This is a genomic window from Stenotrophomonas sp. 10N36, from assembly GCF_056395005.1.
Genome location: NZ_JBFTIS010000002.1, coordinates 92,832 through 109,423 on the forward strand (window position 1 = coordinate 92,832; position 16,592 = coordinate 109,423).

General features: G+C 65.9%; 11 protein-coding genes. 3 read left to right on the top strand and 8 right to left on the bottom strand.

The features are described 5' to 3' along the window. The first annotated feature begins 8 nt into the window (after nt 1-8). The 3 genes from AC1DCJ_RS04035 to AC1DCJ_RS04045 all read left to right on the top strand — a co-directional run bounded on the left by AC1DCJ_RS04035 (nt 9) and on the right by AC1DCJ_RS04045 (nt 4,473). A complete protein-coding gene (locus tag AC1DCJ_RS04035; RefSeq protein WP_478070177.1) occupies nt 9-1,412 on the top strand; it encodes a mannose-1-phosphate guanylyltransferase/mannose-6-phosphate isomerase in 1,404 nt (467 codons plus the stop codon). Nucleotides 1,413-1,597: 185 nt separating this feature from the next. Then, on the top strand, nt 1,598-2,221 hold the full coding sequence (locus AC1DCJ_RS04040) for a class I SAM-dependent methyltransferase (RefSeq protein ID WP_159495664.1): 624 nt from the start codon (nt 1,598-1,600) through the stop codon (nt 2,219-2,221). Nucleotides 2,222-2,418: 197 nt separating this feature from the next. Then, the gene (locus AC1DCJ_RS04045) at nt 2,419-4,473 is read left to right on the top strand and encodes a hypothetical protein (protein ID WP_478070178.1); all 2,055 of its coding nucleotides are present in this window, start codon (nt 2,419-2,421) and stop codon (nt 4,471-4,473) included. A gap of 45 nt (nt 4,474-4,518) precedes the next feature. Here the strand turns inward: AC1DCJ_RS04045 and AC1DCJ_RS04050 are convergent, their stop codons facing one another. The 8 genes from AC1DCJ_RS04050 to AC1DCJ_RS04085 all read right to left on the bottom strand — a co-directional run bounded on the left by AC1DCJ_RS04050 (nt 4,519) and on the right by AC1DCJ_RS04085 (nt 16,568). Further along, nucleotides 4,519-6,585: a hypothetical protein gene (locus AC1DCJ_RS04050; protein WP_478070179.1), complete on the bottom strand. Its 2,067-nt coding sequence runs from the start codon at nt 6,583-6,585 to the stop codon at nt 4,519-4,521. Next, a complete protein-coding gene (locus AC1DCJ_RS04055; RefSeq protein WP_478070180.1) occupies nt 6,582-7,487 on the bottom strand; it encodes an NAD-dependent epimerase/dehydratase family protein in 906 nt (301 codons plus the stop codon). The genes AC1DCJ_RS04050 and AC1DCJ_RS04055 overlap by 4 nt, the downstream gene beginning before the upstream one ends. After that, on the bottom strand, nt 7,471-8,505 hold the full coding sequence (gene gmd, locus AC1DCJ_RS04060; protein ID WP_159495660.1) for a GDP-mannose 4,6-dehydratase: 1,035 nt from the start codon (nt 8,503-8,505) through the stop codon (nt 7,471-7,473). The genes AC1DCJ_RS04055 and gmd overlap by 17 nt, the downstream gene beginning before the upstream one ends. Before the next feature lie 287 nt (nt 8,506-8,792). Then, nucleotides 8,793-11,672 carry a glycosyltransferase gene (locus tag AC1DCJ_RS04065; protein ID WP_478070181.1) on the bottom strand — a complete coding sequence of 960 codons (2,880 nt, stop codon included), beginning with the start codon at nt 11,670-11,672 and terminating at the stop codon, nt 8,793-8,795. Then, entirely contained in the window at nt 11,673-13,061 is a 1,389-nt protein-coding gene (locus tag AC1DCJ_RS04070) for an FkbM family methyltransferase (RefSeq protein ID WP_478070182.1), read from the bottom strand. Between the two features lie 83 nt (nt 13,062-13,144). Further along, nucleotides 13,145-14,410 carry an ABC transporter ATP-binding protein gene (locus AC1DCJ_RS04075; protein ID WP_478070183.1) on the bottom strand — a complete coding sequence of 422 codons (1,266 nt, stop codon included), beginning with the start codon at nt 14,408-14,410 and terminating at the stop codon, nt 13,145-13,147. Then, nucleotides 14,407-15,201 (bottom strand): ABC transporter permease, encoded by a 795-nt coding sequence (locus AC1DCJ_RS04080; RefSeq protein WP_354285168.1) that lies wholly within the window; start codon nt 15,199-15,201, stop codon nt 14,407-14,409. The genes AC1DCJ_RS04075 and AC1DCJ_RS04080 overlap by 4 nt, the downstream gene beginning before the upstream one ends. Next, on the bottom strand, nt 15,198-16,568 hold the full coding sequence (locus AC1DCJ_RS04085) for a glycosyltransferase (protein WP_478070184.1): 1,371 nt from the start codon (nt 16,566-16,568) through the stop codon (nt 15,198-15,200). Before AC1DCJ_RS04085 ends, AC1DCJ_RS04080 begins: the two co-directional genes overlap by 4 nt. Nucleotides 16,569-16,592: the final 24 nt, after the last annotated feature.

The window sequence follows — 16,592 nt, forward strand, 5'->3', positions numbered from 1 at the left end:
ACGCATCCATGTTGCCCATCGTTCCCGTCATCCTCTCCGGTGGTTCCGGCACCCGCCTGTGGCCCGTCTCGCGCGAGGCCTATCCGAAGCAGTTCCTGCCGCTGGTCGGGGAGGACACCATGCTCCAGGCCACGTGGAAGCGCGTTGCGCAGGTCGCCGGTGCCGCACCGATCGTGGTGGCCAACCAGGAACACCGTTTCATGGCCGCCGAGCAGCTGCGCGAGTGCAATGTCACGCCGCAGGCGCTGATCCTCGAACCGATCGGCCGCAACACCGCCCCGGCGATCGCCATTGCCGCGCTGCAGGCAATGGCCAACGGCGATGACGCGCTGCTGCTGGTGTTGCCGTCGGACCACGTGGTGCGCGATGAAAAGGCGTTCCACGAGGCGGTCGAGCAGGCCGCGGCCGCCGCGCAGACGGGCAAGCTGGTCACCTTCGGCATCGTGCCGACCGCACCGGAAACCGGCTACGGCTACATCAAGGCCGCGGCTGGCCAGGGCGTGCGCGCGGTCGAGCGCTTCGTCGAGAAACCGAACCTGGAAACCGCCGAACAGTACGTGCGGTCCGGCGAGTACTTCTGGAACAGCGGCATGTTCCTGTTCAAGGCCTCGCGTTACCTGGCCGAGCTTGAAGCCCTGCAGCCGGCCATCCTGGCCGCCAGCCGTGCCGCGCTGGACAAGGCGTCGCGCGACAGCGACTTCATCCGCCTGGATGCCGACGCCTTCGCCGCCAGCCCGAACGATTCCATCGATTACGCAGTGATGGAAAAGACCGCCGATGCGGCCGTGGTGCCGCTGGATGCCGGCTGGAACGACGTGGGCTCGTGGTCGGCGCTGTGGGAAGTGTCGGACAAGGATGCCTCGGGCAATGCCTGCCACGGCGACGTGATCGCGGTCGATTGCCGCAACAGTTACGCCTACGGCAGCCGCCTGATCGCCATGGTCGGGCTGGATGACGTGGTGGTGGTGGAAACCGATGATGCGGTGTTCGTGGGCCACAAGGACCGCGTGCAGGACGTCAAGGAAATCGTGGCCCGGATCAAGCGCGACGGCCGCAGCGAAGCAGCCGCGCACCGCAAGGTCTACCGCCCGTGGGGCGCCTACGACTCGATCGATAACGGCGCCCGGTTCCAGGTCAAGCGCATCACCGTCAAGCCGGGCGCCACGCTCAGCCTGCAGATGCACCACCACCGGGCCGAACACTGGATCGTGGTCAGCGGCACTGCCGAGGTCACCCGTGGCGAGGAGGTCATCCTGCTGACCGAAAACCAGAGCACCTACATCCCGCTGGGCGTTACCCATCGCCTGAAGAACCCGGGCAAGCTGCCGTTGGAGCTGATCGAAGTGCAGTCGGGCAGCTATCTGGGCGAAGACGACATCGTGCGCTTCGAGGACAGCTACGGCCGGGCCTGAGCACGCGCGCGGGTAGTTGGCAGTCTCTCAAGACCCCGCTTCGGCGGGGTTTTCTGCATCTGGTGGGCGTGCATCGGTCCGGCATGCCGCAGTCGCACTTGCGTGGCCAGCGGCAAGTGCAGGACTATCAGCAGTCAGGAGGGTCACTCCGGCCTCCCGCCACCCCGTACCTCGAGAGGTTAGCCATGGCCCAGAAGACGACCGGCCTTCACGCAATTCTCTCGGCCCCGTGGGCCTACGACCTGCTGCAGAACATCCTGGGCGCACAGAAGGCGCGCAAGCGCCTGCTCAACGACCATGCGCGGCCGGGGCCCAACGCGACCATCCTGGATATCGGGTGCGGGACCGGTGAGATCGTCCCCCACCTGCCAAAGGGAGCCGGCTACCACGGCTTCGACCTGTCCCCGCTTTACATCGAATCGGCCAACCGCCGCTTCGGCAACCGCGCCACGTTCCACTGCATGGACATTGCCGACTACCAGCCACAGGACGGCGACGAACTGGCCGACGTGGTCCTGGCCGTCGGCATCCTGCACCACCTGGACGACGATATCGTGGTGAAGTTGATGCAGTCGGCGCGCAGCAAGCTCAAGCCCGGTGGCCATCTGGTCACCATGGATGGCACCTTGGTGGACGACCAGTCCTCCCTGGCACGCAACCTGATCCTGCGCGACCGCGGCCAGAACATCCGCACACCGGATGCCTACCGCGCCTTGGCGGAGAAGGCCTTCCAGGACGTCAAAGTCACCGTTCGCCACGACATGATCTACGTTCCCTACACGCATTGCGTAATGGAGTGCCGCGCCTGAGGGCGAACGATGCCTGAGCGCGCGTCAGCCACGGGAGGCTGACGGCGGCATCGTGCTACAGCGCCGCGCGGGGAAGCGCGGCGACACAGAGCAACCTGAGCAAGAACAGCACTGCCAGATGATGCCCGGGTTGGGTGAGACCCGGTAGAGACCAAACGTGGTTCTTCCTGCGGAATCGACCTGTGAGCAGAGCATCGATGCACTCGACTGCGGTACCGCACGTGCGCGGGGAAAAGCGCTGGCGCGCCGGTGTGACCGGCTTCCTGACCCGTGAGCGCGGGCGCACCGCAGTGGCGTCAGTGCTGCTGGTGATCAATGTGGTCCTGCTGATCACCTACCTGTTCGTCAGCTACAAGGGCATCTTCCACTCCGATTCGGCCGTCAAGAATCTGCTCGCACAGGAAATGCACGATACGGCGCGGTTCTTCCCGCCGGGCTGGAACTACGTCAACAAGGACCTGATGGTCCTGTTCGGCCAGCTGGGCATCTTTCCCCTGCTGTTCTTCTTCGACAACAGCTACACGCTCTATGCGATCTCCAGCAGCGTGGTGGCCCTGCTCATTCTGGCCAGCGCCGGCTGGTTCACCGGGCTGCTGGACGGCAGACCCTGGCAGCGGGTGCTGGCCGTGGCGGTGCTGGCCGGCGGCATCTCGGGCGGCGTCGCGGAGGATGTGTTCGGACAGGCCGCCTACGGTGCGGTGGTGATGTTCACCTGCCTGGTCACGGTGCTGGCCTGGAAGGTCATGAGCACCGCGATGGCGCGGCGCGTTCTGTGGTGCGCCCTGCTCTTCGGGCTGGTGACCCTGATCACCTGGAGCAATCCGCAGCGGTCGGCCGCGTCCTACCTGCTGCCGCTGTTCTGTGGGCTGGCCGCCTATGCCTGGGGCGGAGAGTGGAAGCGACGCCTGCAGCGCTGCGTGCCGGTTGTCGTGGCGGCCCTGGGCGGCTTCGCCGCAGGCGCGGTTCTGAGCGTGCTGACGCTGACCCGGGTCAACAACAATGCCGGTGCGGGGGCCGCACGCTGGCTGAGTTTTGATGGGATGGCCGCGAACGTGGTGCACACCGGGCATGCGCTGATGGGCCTGCTGGGCGGCGTGCCGGTCGGCGGTGGCAGCGTGACCACCGCGGCCGGACTGTACGCCGCGGTGAGGCTTCTGGCGGCCCTGGTGCTGCTGGTGATGATCGGCCGGAGGATCGTGGTGATGTGTGCGGGGCCCGGCGATCGTGCGCGGTTCGTGGGCGGGCTGCTGGCGGGACTTTCACTGTGCTTCCTGTTCCTGCAGGCCACCACCACCATTCCCGACATCAACGACCCGGTCAGCGCGGCACGTTACCTGACGCCGATGGTCGTCCTCGGGGTGATGGCCGTGGTCTGCTCGCCGCTGGATGCCGCCGCGCCGCTGCGGTCGCTGCTGGTGGTGGGCATGAGCCTGCTGCTGGCCACCAGCAGTGTGGTGTCCTTCAATCCCGGGTCGATGATCAATCCGGGCTGGCAGAATCCACAACGCGACGCACTGGTCGCCGAGCTGAAGACCCTGGGGCTGCGCTACGGCTATGCCAACTACTGGAACGCCGGATCGCTGACCGTCCTCAGCGGCAGCGAGATCCGGATTCGCCAGATCATCATTTCCAGTGGCCTGCCGCTGCCCATGCGCCACCTGTCATCCGATCGCTGGTACGAGCCGGAGGCGTGGCAGGGCGAGACCTTCCTGCTGCTCAATGACACCGACATGGCCGCGATGGACTGGAGTGCCATGACCCGGCATGCCGGGGCGCCGATCCGCGAATCGCGCGTCGGCAACCTGCACCTGTACGTCTTCAAGCACAACATCGCGCGGGACCTGCCCAACTGGAGCAATGCACTGAACGCGCCGTACCACCTGTCGGCCGCGCCTGACAGCGCGAAAATGGTCGGCCGATGGGTCGATGCGGAAGGCGCGCTGCGGACACGGTTGGGCGAGTCCGGCTTCCTTCAGTACGGCCCGTACCGGCCGCTGCGTCGCGGCACCTACCAGGTGACCTATGACGTCACCGGCAGCAGCGAGCCGACGGGACAGGTGGTGGCCGTTGTGGATGTATCGGTTGCCGGCGGCACCGGCATTCTGGGCTCCGCGGAGGTTCGCGCAGACGGCCAGACCACGCATACGGTCCAGTTCCGCCTGGATCAGCCGGTCACCGACCTTGAACTACGGATCATGGCAACGGGCAGCGGCGAGGTGGCGTACAGAGGACTCACGCTCTCGGCCCGGTGAAACACCCTGCGCCGGCGCCCCGATGGGCGCTGGCGAGGGGCGCGATCAACGCGCGGACAGTGTCACGCCCTTGTAGGTGACCTCGCCGGTGCCGTTGGCAACCACGCGCATCTCCAGGGTGGCCACGGGCTTGTCCAGGGTGAACTCGATGGTGTGCTGGGCAGTGCCGTCGCCGCGCACCTCCGCCACGCCCATCACCTGCGCCCCGCCTTCGGCGACCACATCCACGACCGCCACCACCTGCTGTGCAGGATCGGCCTGGCCGGCGACATCGAACGTGACGCTGTAGCGTCCGCGGCCAAGCAACACGTAGGGCCCGAACTGAAGGTAGCCGGACTCGCCGGGCATGGCCTTCAGCGACTGGGTCGAGTCGACCCAGCGCCCGACCGTTTTCGACCCGTCCGGCCCGGCGTTGATCCGCAGCGGCTTGCGCAGCACCGCACTCCAGCCGGGAACGTCCAGGGCCAGGTTCTGCTTGAACACGAACACCTGCTTGTCACCGATCCTGGCCTGCCGGATCGGCTGGCCGGCGTAGTGGGTCAGCGTGCCCCAGTTGATCGACGCCACTTCGGTGTCGGTCAGCAGCAGGAACGTCTCGCCCTGCCAGGCTTCCGGCTCGTACCAATGGTCCGACGAAAGGTGGCGCATCGGAACCGGCAAACCGTTGAACACCTCGACCTGCCGGATCTTGACGTCGCCGCCGCTGAGGACGGTGAGCGCACCGGCATTCCAATAGGTGGCATACCCATACTGCAGCCCCATGGCCTTCAGTTCGGCCACCAGCGCATCACGCTGCGGGTTCTGCCAGGCGGGGTGGATCATCGAGCCCGGGTTGAAACGGACCACGCTGTTGGTGGCCAACAGCAGGCTGAGTCCGACCACAAGCAGTGCCCCCAGGCGGGACGCGCTCTGGAGCGGCGAGCAGATCACCAGCAGCAGCGCCAGCGTGGTCGCCGGAGCCAGATAGCGGGCCACGCTGACCGGGTCGTTCATGTCGGCCACGGTGGTGGTGACATGCAGGAACAGGAAGCACGCGGCCAGACCCGCCACCATCCCGCCCACGAAGCGTGCCTGCGGGCTGGCACTTCGGCACAGCGCAACGACCTTGCGCCCCATCAGCACCAGCAGGATCACCGCGGCAAGCAGCCGCAGCGCCGCGTAGATGCCCGGTGCGCTGATGACATTGCCGCCACCGGCCGGCACGCCGCCCAGCAGGGCCACCAGGCCGTGGGCGGTGTGCACGATGTTGGTGGCCATCGCGTTGAAATCGAGCCAATGGGCTGCGCCCACGCCCGCATTGTTGTTGACGTGCGTCAGCGTCCATACGCTGAGGCCGGCGCCGATGACGAACCCGAGCACCGTGGCAGCCACTACCGGCACAGATGCCCGCAGGCGCGGCTTCCAGTCCCCGCCCCACAGGTAGGCGGCCAGGCCGCAGTACAACGGCAGCAGATAGGTGGCCGCGGCGCGCTGCGGATTGCTCCACGTGCACAGGGCAACCAGGACGAACAACAGCGCCCACCACACCGGACGTCGCTGCGGCACGGCCGTCATCGACTTCCAGGTCAGCACCGTGATCAGGCAGCTGAGCATCAGCAGGATGCCGTACGCCGCCTGGCCGAAGATGTCTTCCTCGATGCCCGCCGAGACCCCGCCGGCGAGCACGGCCAACGCCAGCACACGCTGCCAGGTACTGCCCCCGAGCAGCCCGGTAAACCACCAGACACTGCCCAGGATCAGCACGGCCACGGCAACGCCGGTCACCGCATAAAGCGTGTAACTGCCTTCATAGAAGAACTGAAGCGGCCACACGCCGAGCTGGGCGAACAGGATCATCAGATCCTTGTTGACGTAGTTCCAGCCCGCCGGGAAGAACCGGCCGGTGTCGTGCATCTCCTGCGCCAGCAGTACACGGACCGCCGAATCGGAGTGGAAGATGCCCTTGTAGCTGACGAAGAGAAACACCACCAGCAGGACGAAATTGATCGCCAGCAGGAACGCCGCCAGCAGGGTGCGGCGGCGGTCATCGCACAGGAACTGCCCGGCCCGCAGGAGGGCGTCCGGCCAACCGCGTTGTTGGGCGGGGGCAACGTTCAATGGAGATTGGCTCACGGGGTGCTTCCGTACATCCAGGACAGGGTGGAGGCGAAGTCGAACGCGGGCATCTCACCGACCTTGGCCAACACCTTGTCGTTGGAGCCGCGCAGCGATTTGACTTCGTTGCCGCGCACAAAGGCGGGGTTCACCCGCACCTCGATGGTGTAGCCGGCGAGTGCGTTGAGCGTGTCGATCACCTGCTGCAGCGACCACTCCACGCCGGAGCAGACGTTGTACACCTCGCCAACGCCCGGCGTGGCGAGCAACCGCGCGTACAACTCGGCAACCCAGCGCACGTCGTAGAAATCGCGTGACACGTCGATGTTGCCCAGCTCGATCACCGGCGCGCGACGCTTGAAATGCCCCACGATCTTGGGAATCAGGAACCGTTCGGACTGCCCTACCCCGGTGTAGTTGAACGGCCTGACCACGGTGATCGGCAGCCGGTCCTTCCACAGCGACGCCATCGCCTCCATGGCCATCTTGCTGACGGCATAGTCATTCTGCGGCGACAACGGCGCGTCTTCGCCGAGCACACCGCCCACGTTGCCATACACGTTCGCGCTGCTGGCCAGCAGCACATGCGCCGGCGGCGTCGGCAACCCGGCAAGGGCCTCGAGCAGGTTGCGCGTGCCTACGATGTTGACCCGGTAGATTTCATCGGCATCCCCATGGGCGACAAATGAGATCGCCGCCAGGTGGATGACATAGGCCGGCTGCAGCGCCTCAAGGGCGACCTGCAGCGCGGCGCGATCGAGCAGATCCACCGACGCGGTGCCCGACGGGCCCGCGTGCGACCCCAGGGTCACCACCTCGTACCCATCGGCCTGCAGCCGCTCGATCACGTAGCGTCCGGTGAAGCCGGACGCCCCCGTGATCAGGACACGCTTACCGGGGATCTCAGAAGGAGAAACCACGTTCGTTCCTCTTCAGGTCCGCCTCAACCATCATCTGGCACAGCTGTTCCAGGGTGGTCGTCGGCTTCCAGCCCAGCACGCGCGCGGCTTTCTCCGGATTGCCGATCAGCAGGTCGACTTCGGCCGGGCGGTGGAACTTCGCATTGATGCGCATCACCGTCTTTCCGGTAGCCGTATCGACCGCGGTTTCGTCCTGGTCCTTGCCACGGAACTCGACGTCGATGCCCGCGCCCTTGAAGGCCATCTGCACGAAGTCGCGCACGGTCTCGGTGCGGTTGGTTGCCAGCACGAAGGTGTCGGGCTGGTCGACCTGCAGCATGCGCCACATGCCTTCCACGTATTCCTTGGCAAAGCCCCAGTCGCGCTTGGCATCCAGGTTGCCCAGCTCCAGGCAGTCCAGCTGGCCGAGCTTGATCTTGGCCACCGAGTCGGTGATCTTTCGGGTCACGAACTCACGGCCGCGCAGCGGGCTTTCGTGGTTGAACAGGATGCCGCTGGAACCGAAGATGTCGTAGCTCTCGCGGTAGTTCACCGTGATCCAGTGCGCGTAGAGCTTGGCCACGCCATACGGGCTGCGCGGGTAGAACGGCGTCTCTTCGATCTGCGGGATGGCCTGCACCTTGCCGAACATTTCCGAGGTCGACGCCTGGTAGAAGCGGATCTTCGGATTGATCAGGCGGATCGCTTCCAGCAGGTGGAGCGCGCCGACGCCGGTGATCTGTGCGGTGGTGGTGGGCTGTTCGAAGCTCACGCCCACGAAGCTCTGCGCGGCCAGGTTGTAGATCTCGTCCGGCTGGATCTTCTGCACCATCGAGATGGTGGTGCCCAGGTCGGTGAGGTCGTACTCGACCAGATGCAGGTTCGGGTGGTTGAGCACGCCCACTTCGTCCAGGCGCCAGAAGTTCACCGAGCTGGTGCGACGGTACGTGCCATGGACCTCGTAGCCCTTCTCAAGCAGCAGTTCGGTCAGGTAAGCACCGTCCTGACCCGTGATACCCGTGATGATTGCCTTCTTCATGATGTGTTTTCTTCTTCAATGATTGATACGGTTTTGGCAGGTCGGTCCCTGCTGCAGATCCGGCAGCAAACGGGAGCGACGTTCTCTACGCGCCAGGTGGCTGCGCAGCGAAGCCGCGCGCCCGGACCCCCAGCGAGCCTGGCAGTAGGCTGAAGCGGGATATTCTGCCACGGGTCTTCACATTCCCCGCGACACGCCCATCACAGCCTGCAGCACCGGCCCGCCCTGCCAGTGTCCGCTGTAGCAGCGCCGGCCCGGTTGCCGTCGCGATACGGTGGTCGAGCACGTTATCCAGCGTGCATCCTCGGTGCCCAGTCATCCCAGTTCGCCTCCTGCACGCCGGTCCAGCGCAGATGCCGGCGCGCCACGCTGTCCACCGCCTGCGCGCCGGGCATGCCGAGCAGCAGGTCACCCGGTGCTGCATCCACGGGATCATCGGCCAGCATGTCGTCAGGACAGCCCAGCAACGCCAGCGTTGCCTTGCGCGCATAGTGGTAGACGCCGTCACCGCGGCAGGTCACCGGCTCGATCCGCCAGCCCGGCGGCGGCGCCAGCAGCAGCACGCGCAGTCGCTCCAGCGCGCTCTCGTTGCCGGCCGCGCTCAGCGCATCGATATCCACCAATGCCTGGGGGCAGGTCGACGCCGCCGGGAAACTCCAGGCCATGGCCTGGCCAAGCGCGGCTTCATCCACCATCCCGCCGCCGTGGGCCAGGTAACGACCGAGCGAGGTAACCAACGCCTGCGGTGACGCCTGGGCAGCGGCATGGAACGCTTCGATGGCCTGGTGGTACGCCTCTGCGCATCGACGCGGCCCGTGGACGTCGAGCATGAACGCCCGGGCGTCGGCGGACAGGCGCGCGCGCAGCGCGTCATCGCGGTAGAGCGTGACCAGTGCATCCTGCAGCGACGCATCGTCGAACGCATCGGGCAACTTGATGACGACATGGTCCGGCAGGTCGGCCATGGCGCCGTTGGCATTCACCACCGTGGCCAGCCCATGGTTCATCGCGTCCAGGACCGCAGCCGACGTCTCGCCTCGCGAGAAGGTCCGCAGCTGCACGGCAACGTCGCCGGCCATCAGGTAGCGGCGGAAATCGTCCCGCTCGGCGAACCCGGTGATGTGGATACGCTTGCCTGCCGGACTGGACTGGATGCTGCGCTCAAGCGCATGGCCGTAGTCGTTCGGATCGGCCTGGCCGACGAAGACCAGGTGGCACCGCTCGTCCTTGGCCAGCGGTGACGCCAGCCACGCGTCGACAAGGCGTGCGTTCTGCTTGGATGGCGCCATGAAGCCGAAGCTGCAGACCACGAAGGCGTTTTCCGGCAGGCCCAGCGCTGCGCGTGCAGCACGGCGCTCGGCCGTGCCGGGGAACGCCGGCGCACGCATGAGGGGAACCTCACGCCACGACGCCGTATCACCGCACGGGTAGTACTGCTGGGCCATCCGCCGCGAAACGGCGGAATGGACAACCACGCCCTGCGCCGCAGACAGCACCGTGAAATTGCACGGATAGTCCTGCATGAGCTGTTCGTGCTGGCGGTCGGCCTTGGCCGGCATGGGCACGTAACCATGCGAGCGGTACAACGCCTCGTTCCACGTGCCACGCATTCCCATGGCCAGTTCGCGGTAGGCGAACAGGCCACTGAGGAAGAAATCGTGCAGCACCACCACGCCCGGCACCCGCTCCAGCATCTCCACCATGTGGGCGTGGTACATCGAGTTGCCGAAATGGTAGATCACCCGGTCGTAGCCGGCGCCGTGCGCCTGGAACCACGCCATATCACGCACCCGCGCCGTGCCCTCCACGGCATGGTCGTCGATGTCGGGCTGGGTGAGGATCACATCGATCTCATAGAAGCGCGCCAGCTCGGGCACCAGCTCGGCACTGTAGTCGGCGATCCCGCTGCGCTCCGGCGGCATCGGCGAAACGTAGGCCAAGCGGGGCCGCGGGGCCGCCAGCGGACGCTCACAGCATGCCTCCATGGCCGCGATGGCCTTGATGGCGCTGGCATCCCAGGAGAACTTCAGCGCCTGCACCGGCGCGTGCGCAAGCAGCCGCGCGCGGAAGGCCTCGTCGGTCAGGCCCTGCGCCATCTTCTGCATGATGGCCAGATCGTCATAGGGGTCGAACAGGGCCTCTTCCAGGCCGATGACCTCCGGCAGGCTGGACGTGGCCGCACCGATCACCGGCGCACCGCACTGCATCGCCTCCAGCGCGGGCAGGCCAAATCCTTCATGCCAGGACGGGAACACGAACAGCCGCGCGATGTTGTACAGCGCCACCAGGTCCTCCTCCGGCACGAACCCGGTGAGCACCACTTCGTCCTCGCGCAATCCACAGTCGCGCATGAGGGCGGTCAACAGGCGTCGCGGCTCTTCGTGCACGGAGCACACGATGGCCAGCTGATGCGCCGATCGCACGTTCTTGGGCAACTTCGCATAGGCGCGGATCAGCCCTTCAATGTTCTTGCGATGGTCGATGCCGCCGGTGTACATCACAAAGGGACGCGTCAGCGCGTACCTGCCACGGACCGCCGCCTCGTCCAGGGCATCGGCACCCAGGCGCTGGAAGCCCTCGTCGATGGCCGAAGAAATATTGACCACGCCGTCGGCATCGAACCCGAGATGGTCCACTGCCTCCTGCGCGGCCGAGGCGGAGATGCCCAGCAGCAGGTCGGCCCGCCGCATCTGCGCGATCTTGCCGTGATACCAGCGCGCCATCACCGGGTTGTCCAGGTAACGCTTGCGGTAGATCAGCGGAATCAGATCGAACAGGGTCACCGCCGTGCGCATCGGGGTACTGCCAACGCCGATGCTGGTGATGGCAGGCTCGCCCAGCCCTTCAAACAGACTGGACACATGCACGATGTCCGGCTTCAACGCCTGCAGGAAGGCTTCACGCAGCCGCTCATCCACCCCATCGTCACCGACCAGTCCGGCCGTGCGCACAGGCAGCCAGATGTGGAAACGGTTCGCCGGAAGCGTGTCACCGAACGCCTTGATGATGGGCTCGATGCTGTCCTCGAAGCGGCCATTGAGCACGGCATGGATCTCGTGGCTGCCCGCATTGCGCACCATGGCCAACGCCAGCGACAACGAATAGCGGCCGATACCACGGAAGCGGCTGCCGGACTGCGCCCCCTGAAGGTCGATTACGATGCGCACTTAGGCCTTCGCTCCTACCACTGCATGGCGCAGGCGCAGCAAACGCTGCCTTGCCTGGGCCGAAACATCCGCCGGCAACGGCTCAGCGAGCAGTTGCCGGAGGGCCGTTGAATCCACCGCCGTGATCGCCTGCGGGCCCGGGTGAATCACCGTCGGCCTGCCCAGGGCGGCACCATGCCAGGCGCGAAGGCGCGCATCCAGCGCCGGCATCGACGCCAGGACGTTGCCCGCCGTACGCCGGAGCCTCGGCGAGCGCGACGCACGGCGAAGGACGCCGAAGACGACCCGCTTCACTGCCGGCTTGAACGCCTGCACCCCGTGCCGCGCCAGGCTGACCGGCGCCTTGGCGACGGCGCGCAGCACGCGCGACAACACCCGCAGGGGCGCCGTGACGATCCACGAGGTGCTGTTATGGATGATCGTGAGATCGCCATGCAGCTTGGCCACCTGGGACAGCGCGAGGTCGCGCTCGTCGGAGACCTGTGCGACGGCCGCCGCCACTGCCTCGGCCGCGGCGGCCTTGGTCTGCATCAACTCTTCCTGCAGGCGACCCGCATGGCTCATGGCCCATGCCTGGTCTGCCAGCAGCGCCTTCTGCCGCTCGCTGGCGTCCAGCCGCTGCTGCAGCAGGCGCAGCTCGAACTCCGTATTGGCCTGTTGGGTGCTCGACAACACGTCCTTGGTCTGCGCCAGCTCGGCGGATATCCGCGTCAGGTCTTCTCCCCTGCGTGCGGCTTCGCCGTGGGCGACGGCGGCATCGAGGTTCAACTTGGCGGCGAAGGTGGATGTGGCGGTGCCGGCCAGTTGGAAGCGGTCGAATACGTTCGGCCCGACGTGGAAGGCATCGGCCAGCTCCGGGTGGGCGTCACTGACGTAGAAGCGGTTGAGGCCGTCGAAATACACGAACCGGTAGCCCTTCTCGACCACCAGCGCGTCCCACTCCTCGTAGTTCTGTTCCTGGCTCATGGGGCGCGTGCTTTCGATCACCAGCACCCACGGGCGCAAGGGGCCATGCCAGCCCTCCAGGACCTGCTTTTCGGCACCTTCGACGTCGATCTTCAACCAGTGGACATCGCCTTCGACGATCGCCAGGACCTGATCGAGCGTGACCACCGGCACCACGACGCGGGTGACGTCCCGGCCGTCGCGCTCGTAGCCCTCGGCAAGGTCTTCGCGCGAGGTGCTCAAGCCGGTGCCGGACATCGCAAACAGGGCACCGATCCCTTCTTCGGCACCGACCATCACCTGCATCACCACGTCACCCGGCCGCTCCTTGCGAAGCTGGTCCGCATAGAACGGCATGGGCTCCACGTGCACGCCCTTCCAGCCCTGCTCATGGAAGGCGCGGCTGACCGAGTCCTCGTAGGCGCTCTGCGCACCGATGTCCACGTAGTTGCCTGCCGGCACGTGACCCAGTGCGCGCCAGAGGATCACGTCCTCAAAATTCTGCGCATAGGAAATGATGCCGTCCTTCATGCGATGCCCCCCTTCGCAGGCACATGCTGGGCGGTACCCCGTTCGATGACGAAATCGCCATCGAGCCAGGTCGTACCAATGAACACGTCCCGATCAACATTCACCACGTCGAAAACCAGCAGGTTGTCGACCCATTCGTAGTTGTTCTCAAGATGGTTGTCCCCGCTCACCAGCGCCGGCGAGACCGAGTAGGAACCCGGGCCGAGCGTGCAGGTGAACGGAAGCGAGAACACCACCGTCTCGCCGGCTACCAGCCCATGCTCCACCTGTTTGGTATGCCAGGTATTGGTGCCCCAGACCACGTGCCCATACTTGTCGCGGACCATGTAGCCCAGCACCAGCCGGTCCACCGGCGCGTGCACGCCGGCAACCAGGCGAAGCTCCACCTTCTGCCCCACCGTGGCGACCTGGATCGGGTTGCCCTGCGCATCCAGCAGTGCCAGTGAATTGCAGGTCACTTCGCGCGTGCCACTGCGCGTCAGCATCCAGCCATCCGCTTCGCGATGCTGCTCGATGTTGAGCGAGGCATTTTCCTTCTTCGCCACCAGCGCGTTGTAGTAGTCCACCACTTCATCGGGCGACCCATCCTTGAGCACGCGGCCAGCGTCCAGCAGGATTACGCGATCGCACAGCGTCTTCACTTCGGACATGCCGTGGGAGACGAACAGGATCGACGTCCCCTGCTCGCGGAACGCCCGGATGCGGTCGAAGCTCTTGTGCTGGAAATAGGAGTCGCCCACCGACAACGCTTCGTCGACGATGAGGATGTCCGGCTTGAAGGCGGTGGCCACGCTGAAGGCCACGCGCATCTGCATGCCGCTGGAGTAGGTGCGGACGGGCTGATCGAAGTAGTCGCCGATCTCGGCAAACGCTTCGATCGCCGGCATCGCCTCGAGCACTTGGCTCATCTCGTAGCCCATCAGGCCGGCGGCATGGGTGGCGTTCTGGCGACCGGTCAGCTCGGGGTTGAAGCCCATGCCCAGTTCAAGGATGGCGGCAATGCGTCCGCGCCGGCCCACCTGGCCAACGGTGGGCCGCACGGTGCCGGTCACGATCTTGAGCAGGGTGCTCTTTCCTGCGCCGTTCTGACCGATGAGGCCAATGGCCTCGCCCGGCCCGACGTGCAGGTCGATGTCCTGGAGCACCCAGTGCTCATCGGTGGGACGGGCGGGAATGCCAAACCAGGAGGCCACCCGCTTCCATTCGCTGCCCCAGGTCCGGTAGGACTTGCCAACGCCGGAAAGTGTCAGTTCGCCGCTCATAGTGCATCCACCATCTCAGGCGAGGCCCGCCGGAACACGATCATCGCCACCAACGCAGCAGCCAGGGTAAAGACGGTCAGCACCGCCAGCTCACGCAGCATCGGCGGCTTGCCGAACACAAGCACGTTCTGATAACTGGCCACCAGCGGGTACAACGGATTGAGCTTGAAGAACTGCTGCACGCGCTCGGGCAGGATGTTGATGCTGTAGACCACCGGGGTGAGCCAGAACAGCGCCTGCAGGACCACCGGCACCACCTGCCCGATGTCGCGCATGAACACGTTGAGTGAGCCAAGCAGGATGCCCACCGACATGGACAACAGCAGCGTCAGCAGCATCAGCGGCGGCAGCCACAGGGCCTGCGCATCCGGCAGGTGGCCCAACGCGGCGAACACCCCGAAGATGGCCACCATCAGCAGCACGTTGGTGACCAGCATCTGGCCGGCCGCGATCAACGGCAGGCACAGCCGCGGGAACGCCATCTTCTTCATCAGGTTGCCATTATCGATGAATAGATTGGTGCACTTCTGCAGCGTTTCAGAGAACAGCGTCCAGCACAGCTGCCCGGCCATCAGGAAGATCGCGTACGCATACTTGTTGTCGATTCCGGGCAGCTTGGCAGCCAGCACTTCGGACAGGATCAGCGCAAAAATAAGCACCTGGGCCAGTGGATGGATGATCATCCACAACCCGCCCAGCTTGCTTCGGATGAAGCGCGACCGCAGGTCGTTCTTGATCGATGAGAGGATGAAGTGGCGGTAAGCCCACACCGCACGTAGAAGTTCTTTCATGACACCCTTTGTTGGGAATGCCGGTCGCCCGGCAAGGAAGTGCGTTCAAGCAGGTGGGTGATGGCGCTGCGCAGGCCCGATGCGCACGCCGCCGATGACAAGGTCTTATGGATATCCGTACGTGCCTGCGCGCCCAGCGCCCCGGCCAGGGCCGGCTCGCCGCGGACGCGGCGCATGGCAAGGGCGGCCTGATCGATATCGGCGTCGGCCCAGCGCGCGCGCGGATCACCCGGGTAGTCGCCAGGCTGCACCGGCACCAGCTGCGCATCAACCAGCAGGCTGTTCTGCGCCGTCATGAAGTCCAGGTTGCCCGACCACGCCGTGGCGATCACCGGCTTGCCGATGGCCATGCATTCGGCCATCCCCAACCCCAGTCCTTCGCTGCGATGCAGGGATACAAAGGCGTCGCAGCACCGCTGCAGCGCGGCCACATGCGCAGGGGCGATCAGGTCGTCACGCACCTGCACGCGGTCGTCGGCGCCGGCAAGGGACAGCAGCGTCTGCAGCTGCTCCGGATGCCGGTGCCCGTGGCTGGTCTTGAGCAGCAGGCGCACCGAACGATCGCCGGGCGGAAACGCCGTGCGGAAGGCCGCAATCACCGCACCGGGATTCTTGCGCTGCATCCACGAATTGAAGTCGAAACTGTACAGGAACAGGAAAGGCGCCTCTTCCAGTCCAAAATCGCTGCGTTGCAGGCCGCTATCCACCGCTGCGTGCATCGGTACCGGTACGTGGAACAACGGCGTGCTGCACGCGCGGGCAAAGGCATCCTGGATGAACTGCGTTGCCACGACGATGCCATCCACGCGCGCGATAGCCGGCTGCCATGCCTCGGGAATAGCCTCCAGCTCCCAGAACCAGCTGGCCAGCAGCGGCTTGCCCTGCAGGCGCGCGGAGCCGATGCGGTCGAGCACCTCGGAAAAATCATCCGGATTGGTACAGACCAGGTTGACGGCGTGCGGGGCGGACGCGTCGTGGTAGCGGGCCAGGTGTGGATCGGCGCCGTTGCCCGGGGCACCGATGTCCACCAGTGCGACGGGCACGCCGTTGCCTGCCAGGGCGCGCGCATACGCACGCGCCACTTCGGCCAGACCGAACTCGCCCGAAAAATGGCCGAACACGTTCAACCCGGGCGCACCGGGTTCGGATGGACGGACCGTCGGCGCGGCCGGCCGCTGGATGGGCTGCGACCAGGCCGGCGTGCGGGCGAAGCGCAGTTGCTCCACCACACTGCCGGCCATCGCCGAAGACACCTTTTCGCGCCACGCCCGCGGCAGCGGGCGATACAAGGCCCGCACCAGACCCTGGCTGCGCAGCCATGCCGACAGCCGCAACCAGCGACTGCCTGTCGGCACAGGTGCCGCCATCACGGCGATCCGGGTGCAGGCCAG

Coding starts and splice junctions, on each gene's coding strand:
- AC1DCJ_RS04035 (WP_478070177.1), top strand. CDS start 9: ATGTTGCCCATCGTTCCCGTCATCCTCTCCGGTGGTTCCGGCACCCGC.
- AC1DCJ_RS04040 (WP_159495664.1), top strand. CDS start 1,598: ATGGCCCAGAAGACGACCGGCCTTCACGCAATTCTCTCGGCCCCGTGG.
- AC1DCJ_RS04045 (WP_478070178.1), top strand. CDS start 2,419: ATGCACTCGACTGCGGTACCGCACGTGCGCGGGGAAAAGCGCTGGCGC.
- gmd (WP_159495660.1), bottom strand. CDS start 8,505: ATGAAGAAGGCAATCATCACGGGTATCACGGGTCAGGACGGTGCTTAC.
- AC1DCJ_RS04075 (WP_478070183.1), bottom strand. CDS start 14,410: ATGAGCGGCGAACTGACACTTTCCGGCGTTGGCAAGTCCTACCGGACC.
- AC1DCJ_RS04080 (WP_354285168.1), bottom strand. CDS start 15,201: ATGAAAGAACTTCTACGTGCGGTGTGGGCTTACCGCCACTTCATCCTC.
- AC1DCJ_RS04085 (WP_478070184.1), bottom strand. CDS start 16,568: ATGGCGGCACCTGTGCCGACAGGCAGTCGCTGGTTGCGGCTGTCGGCA.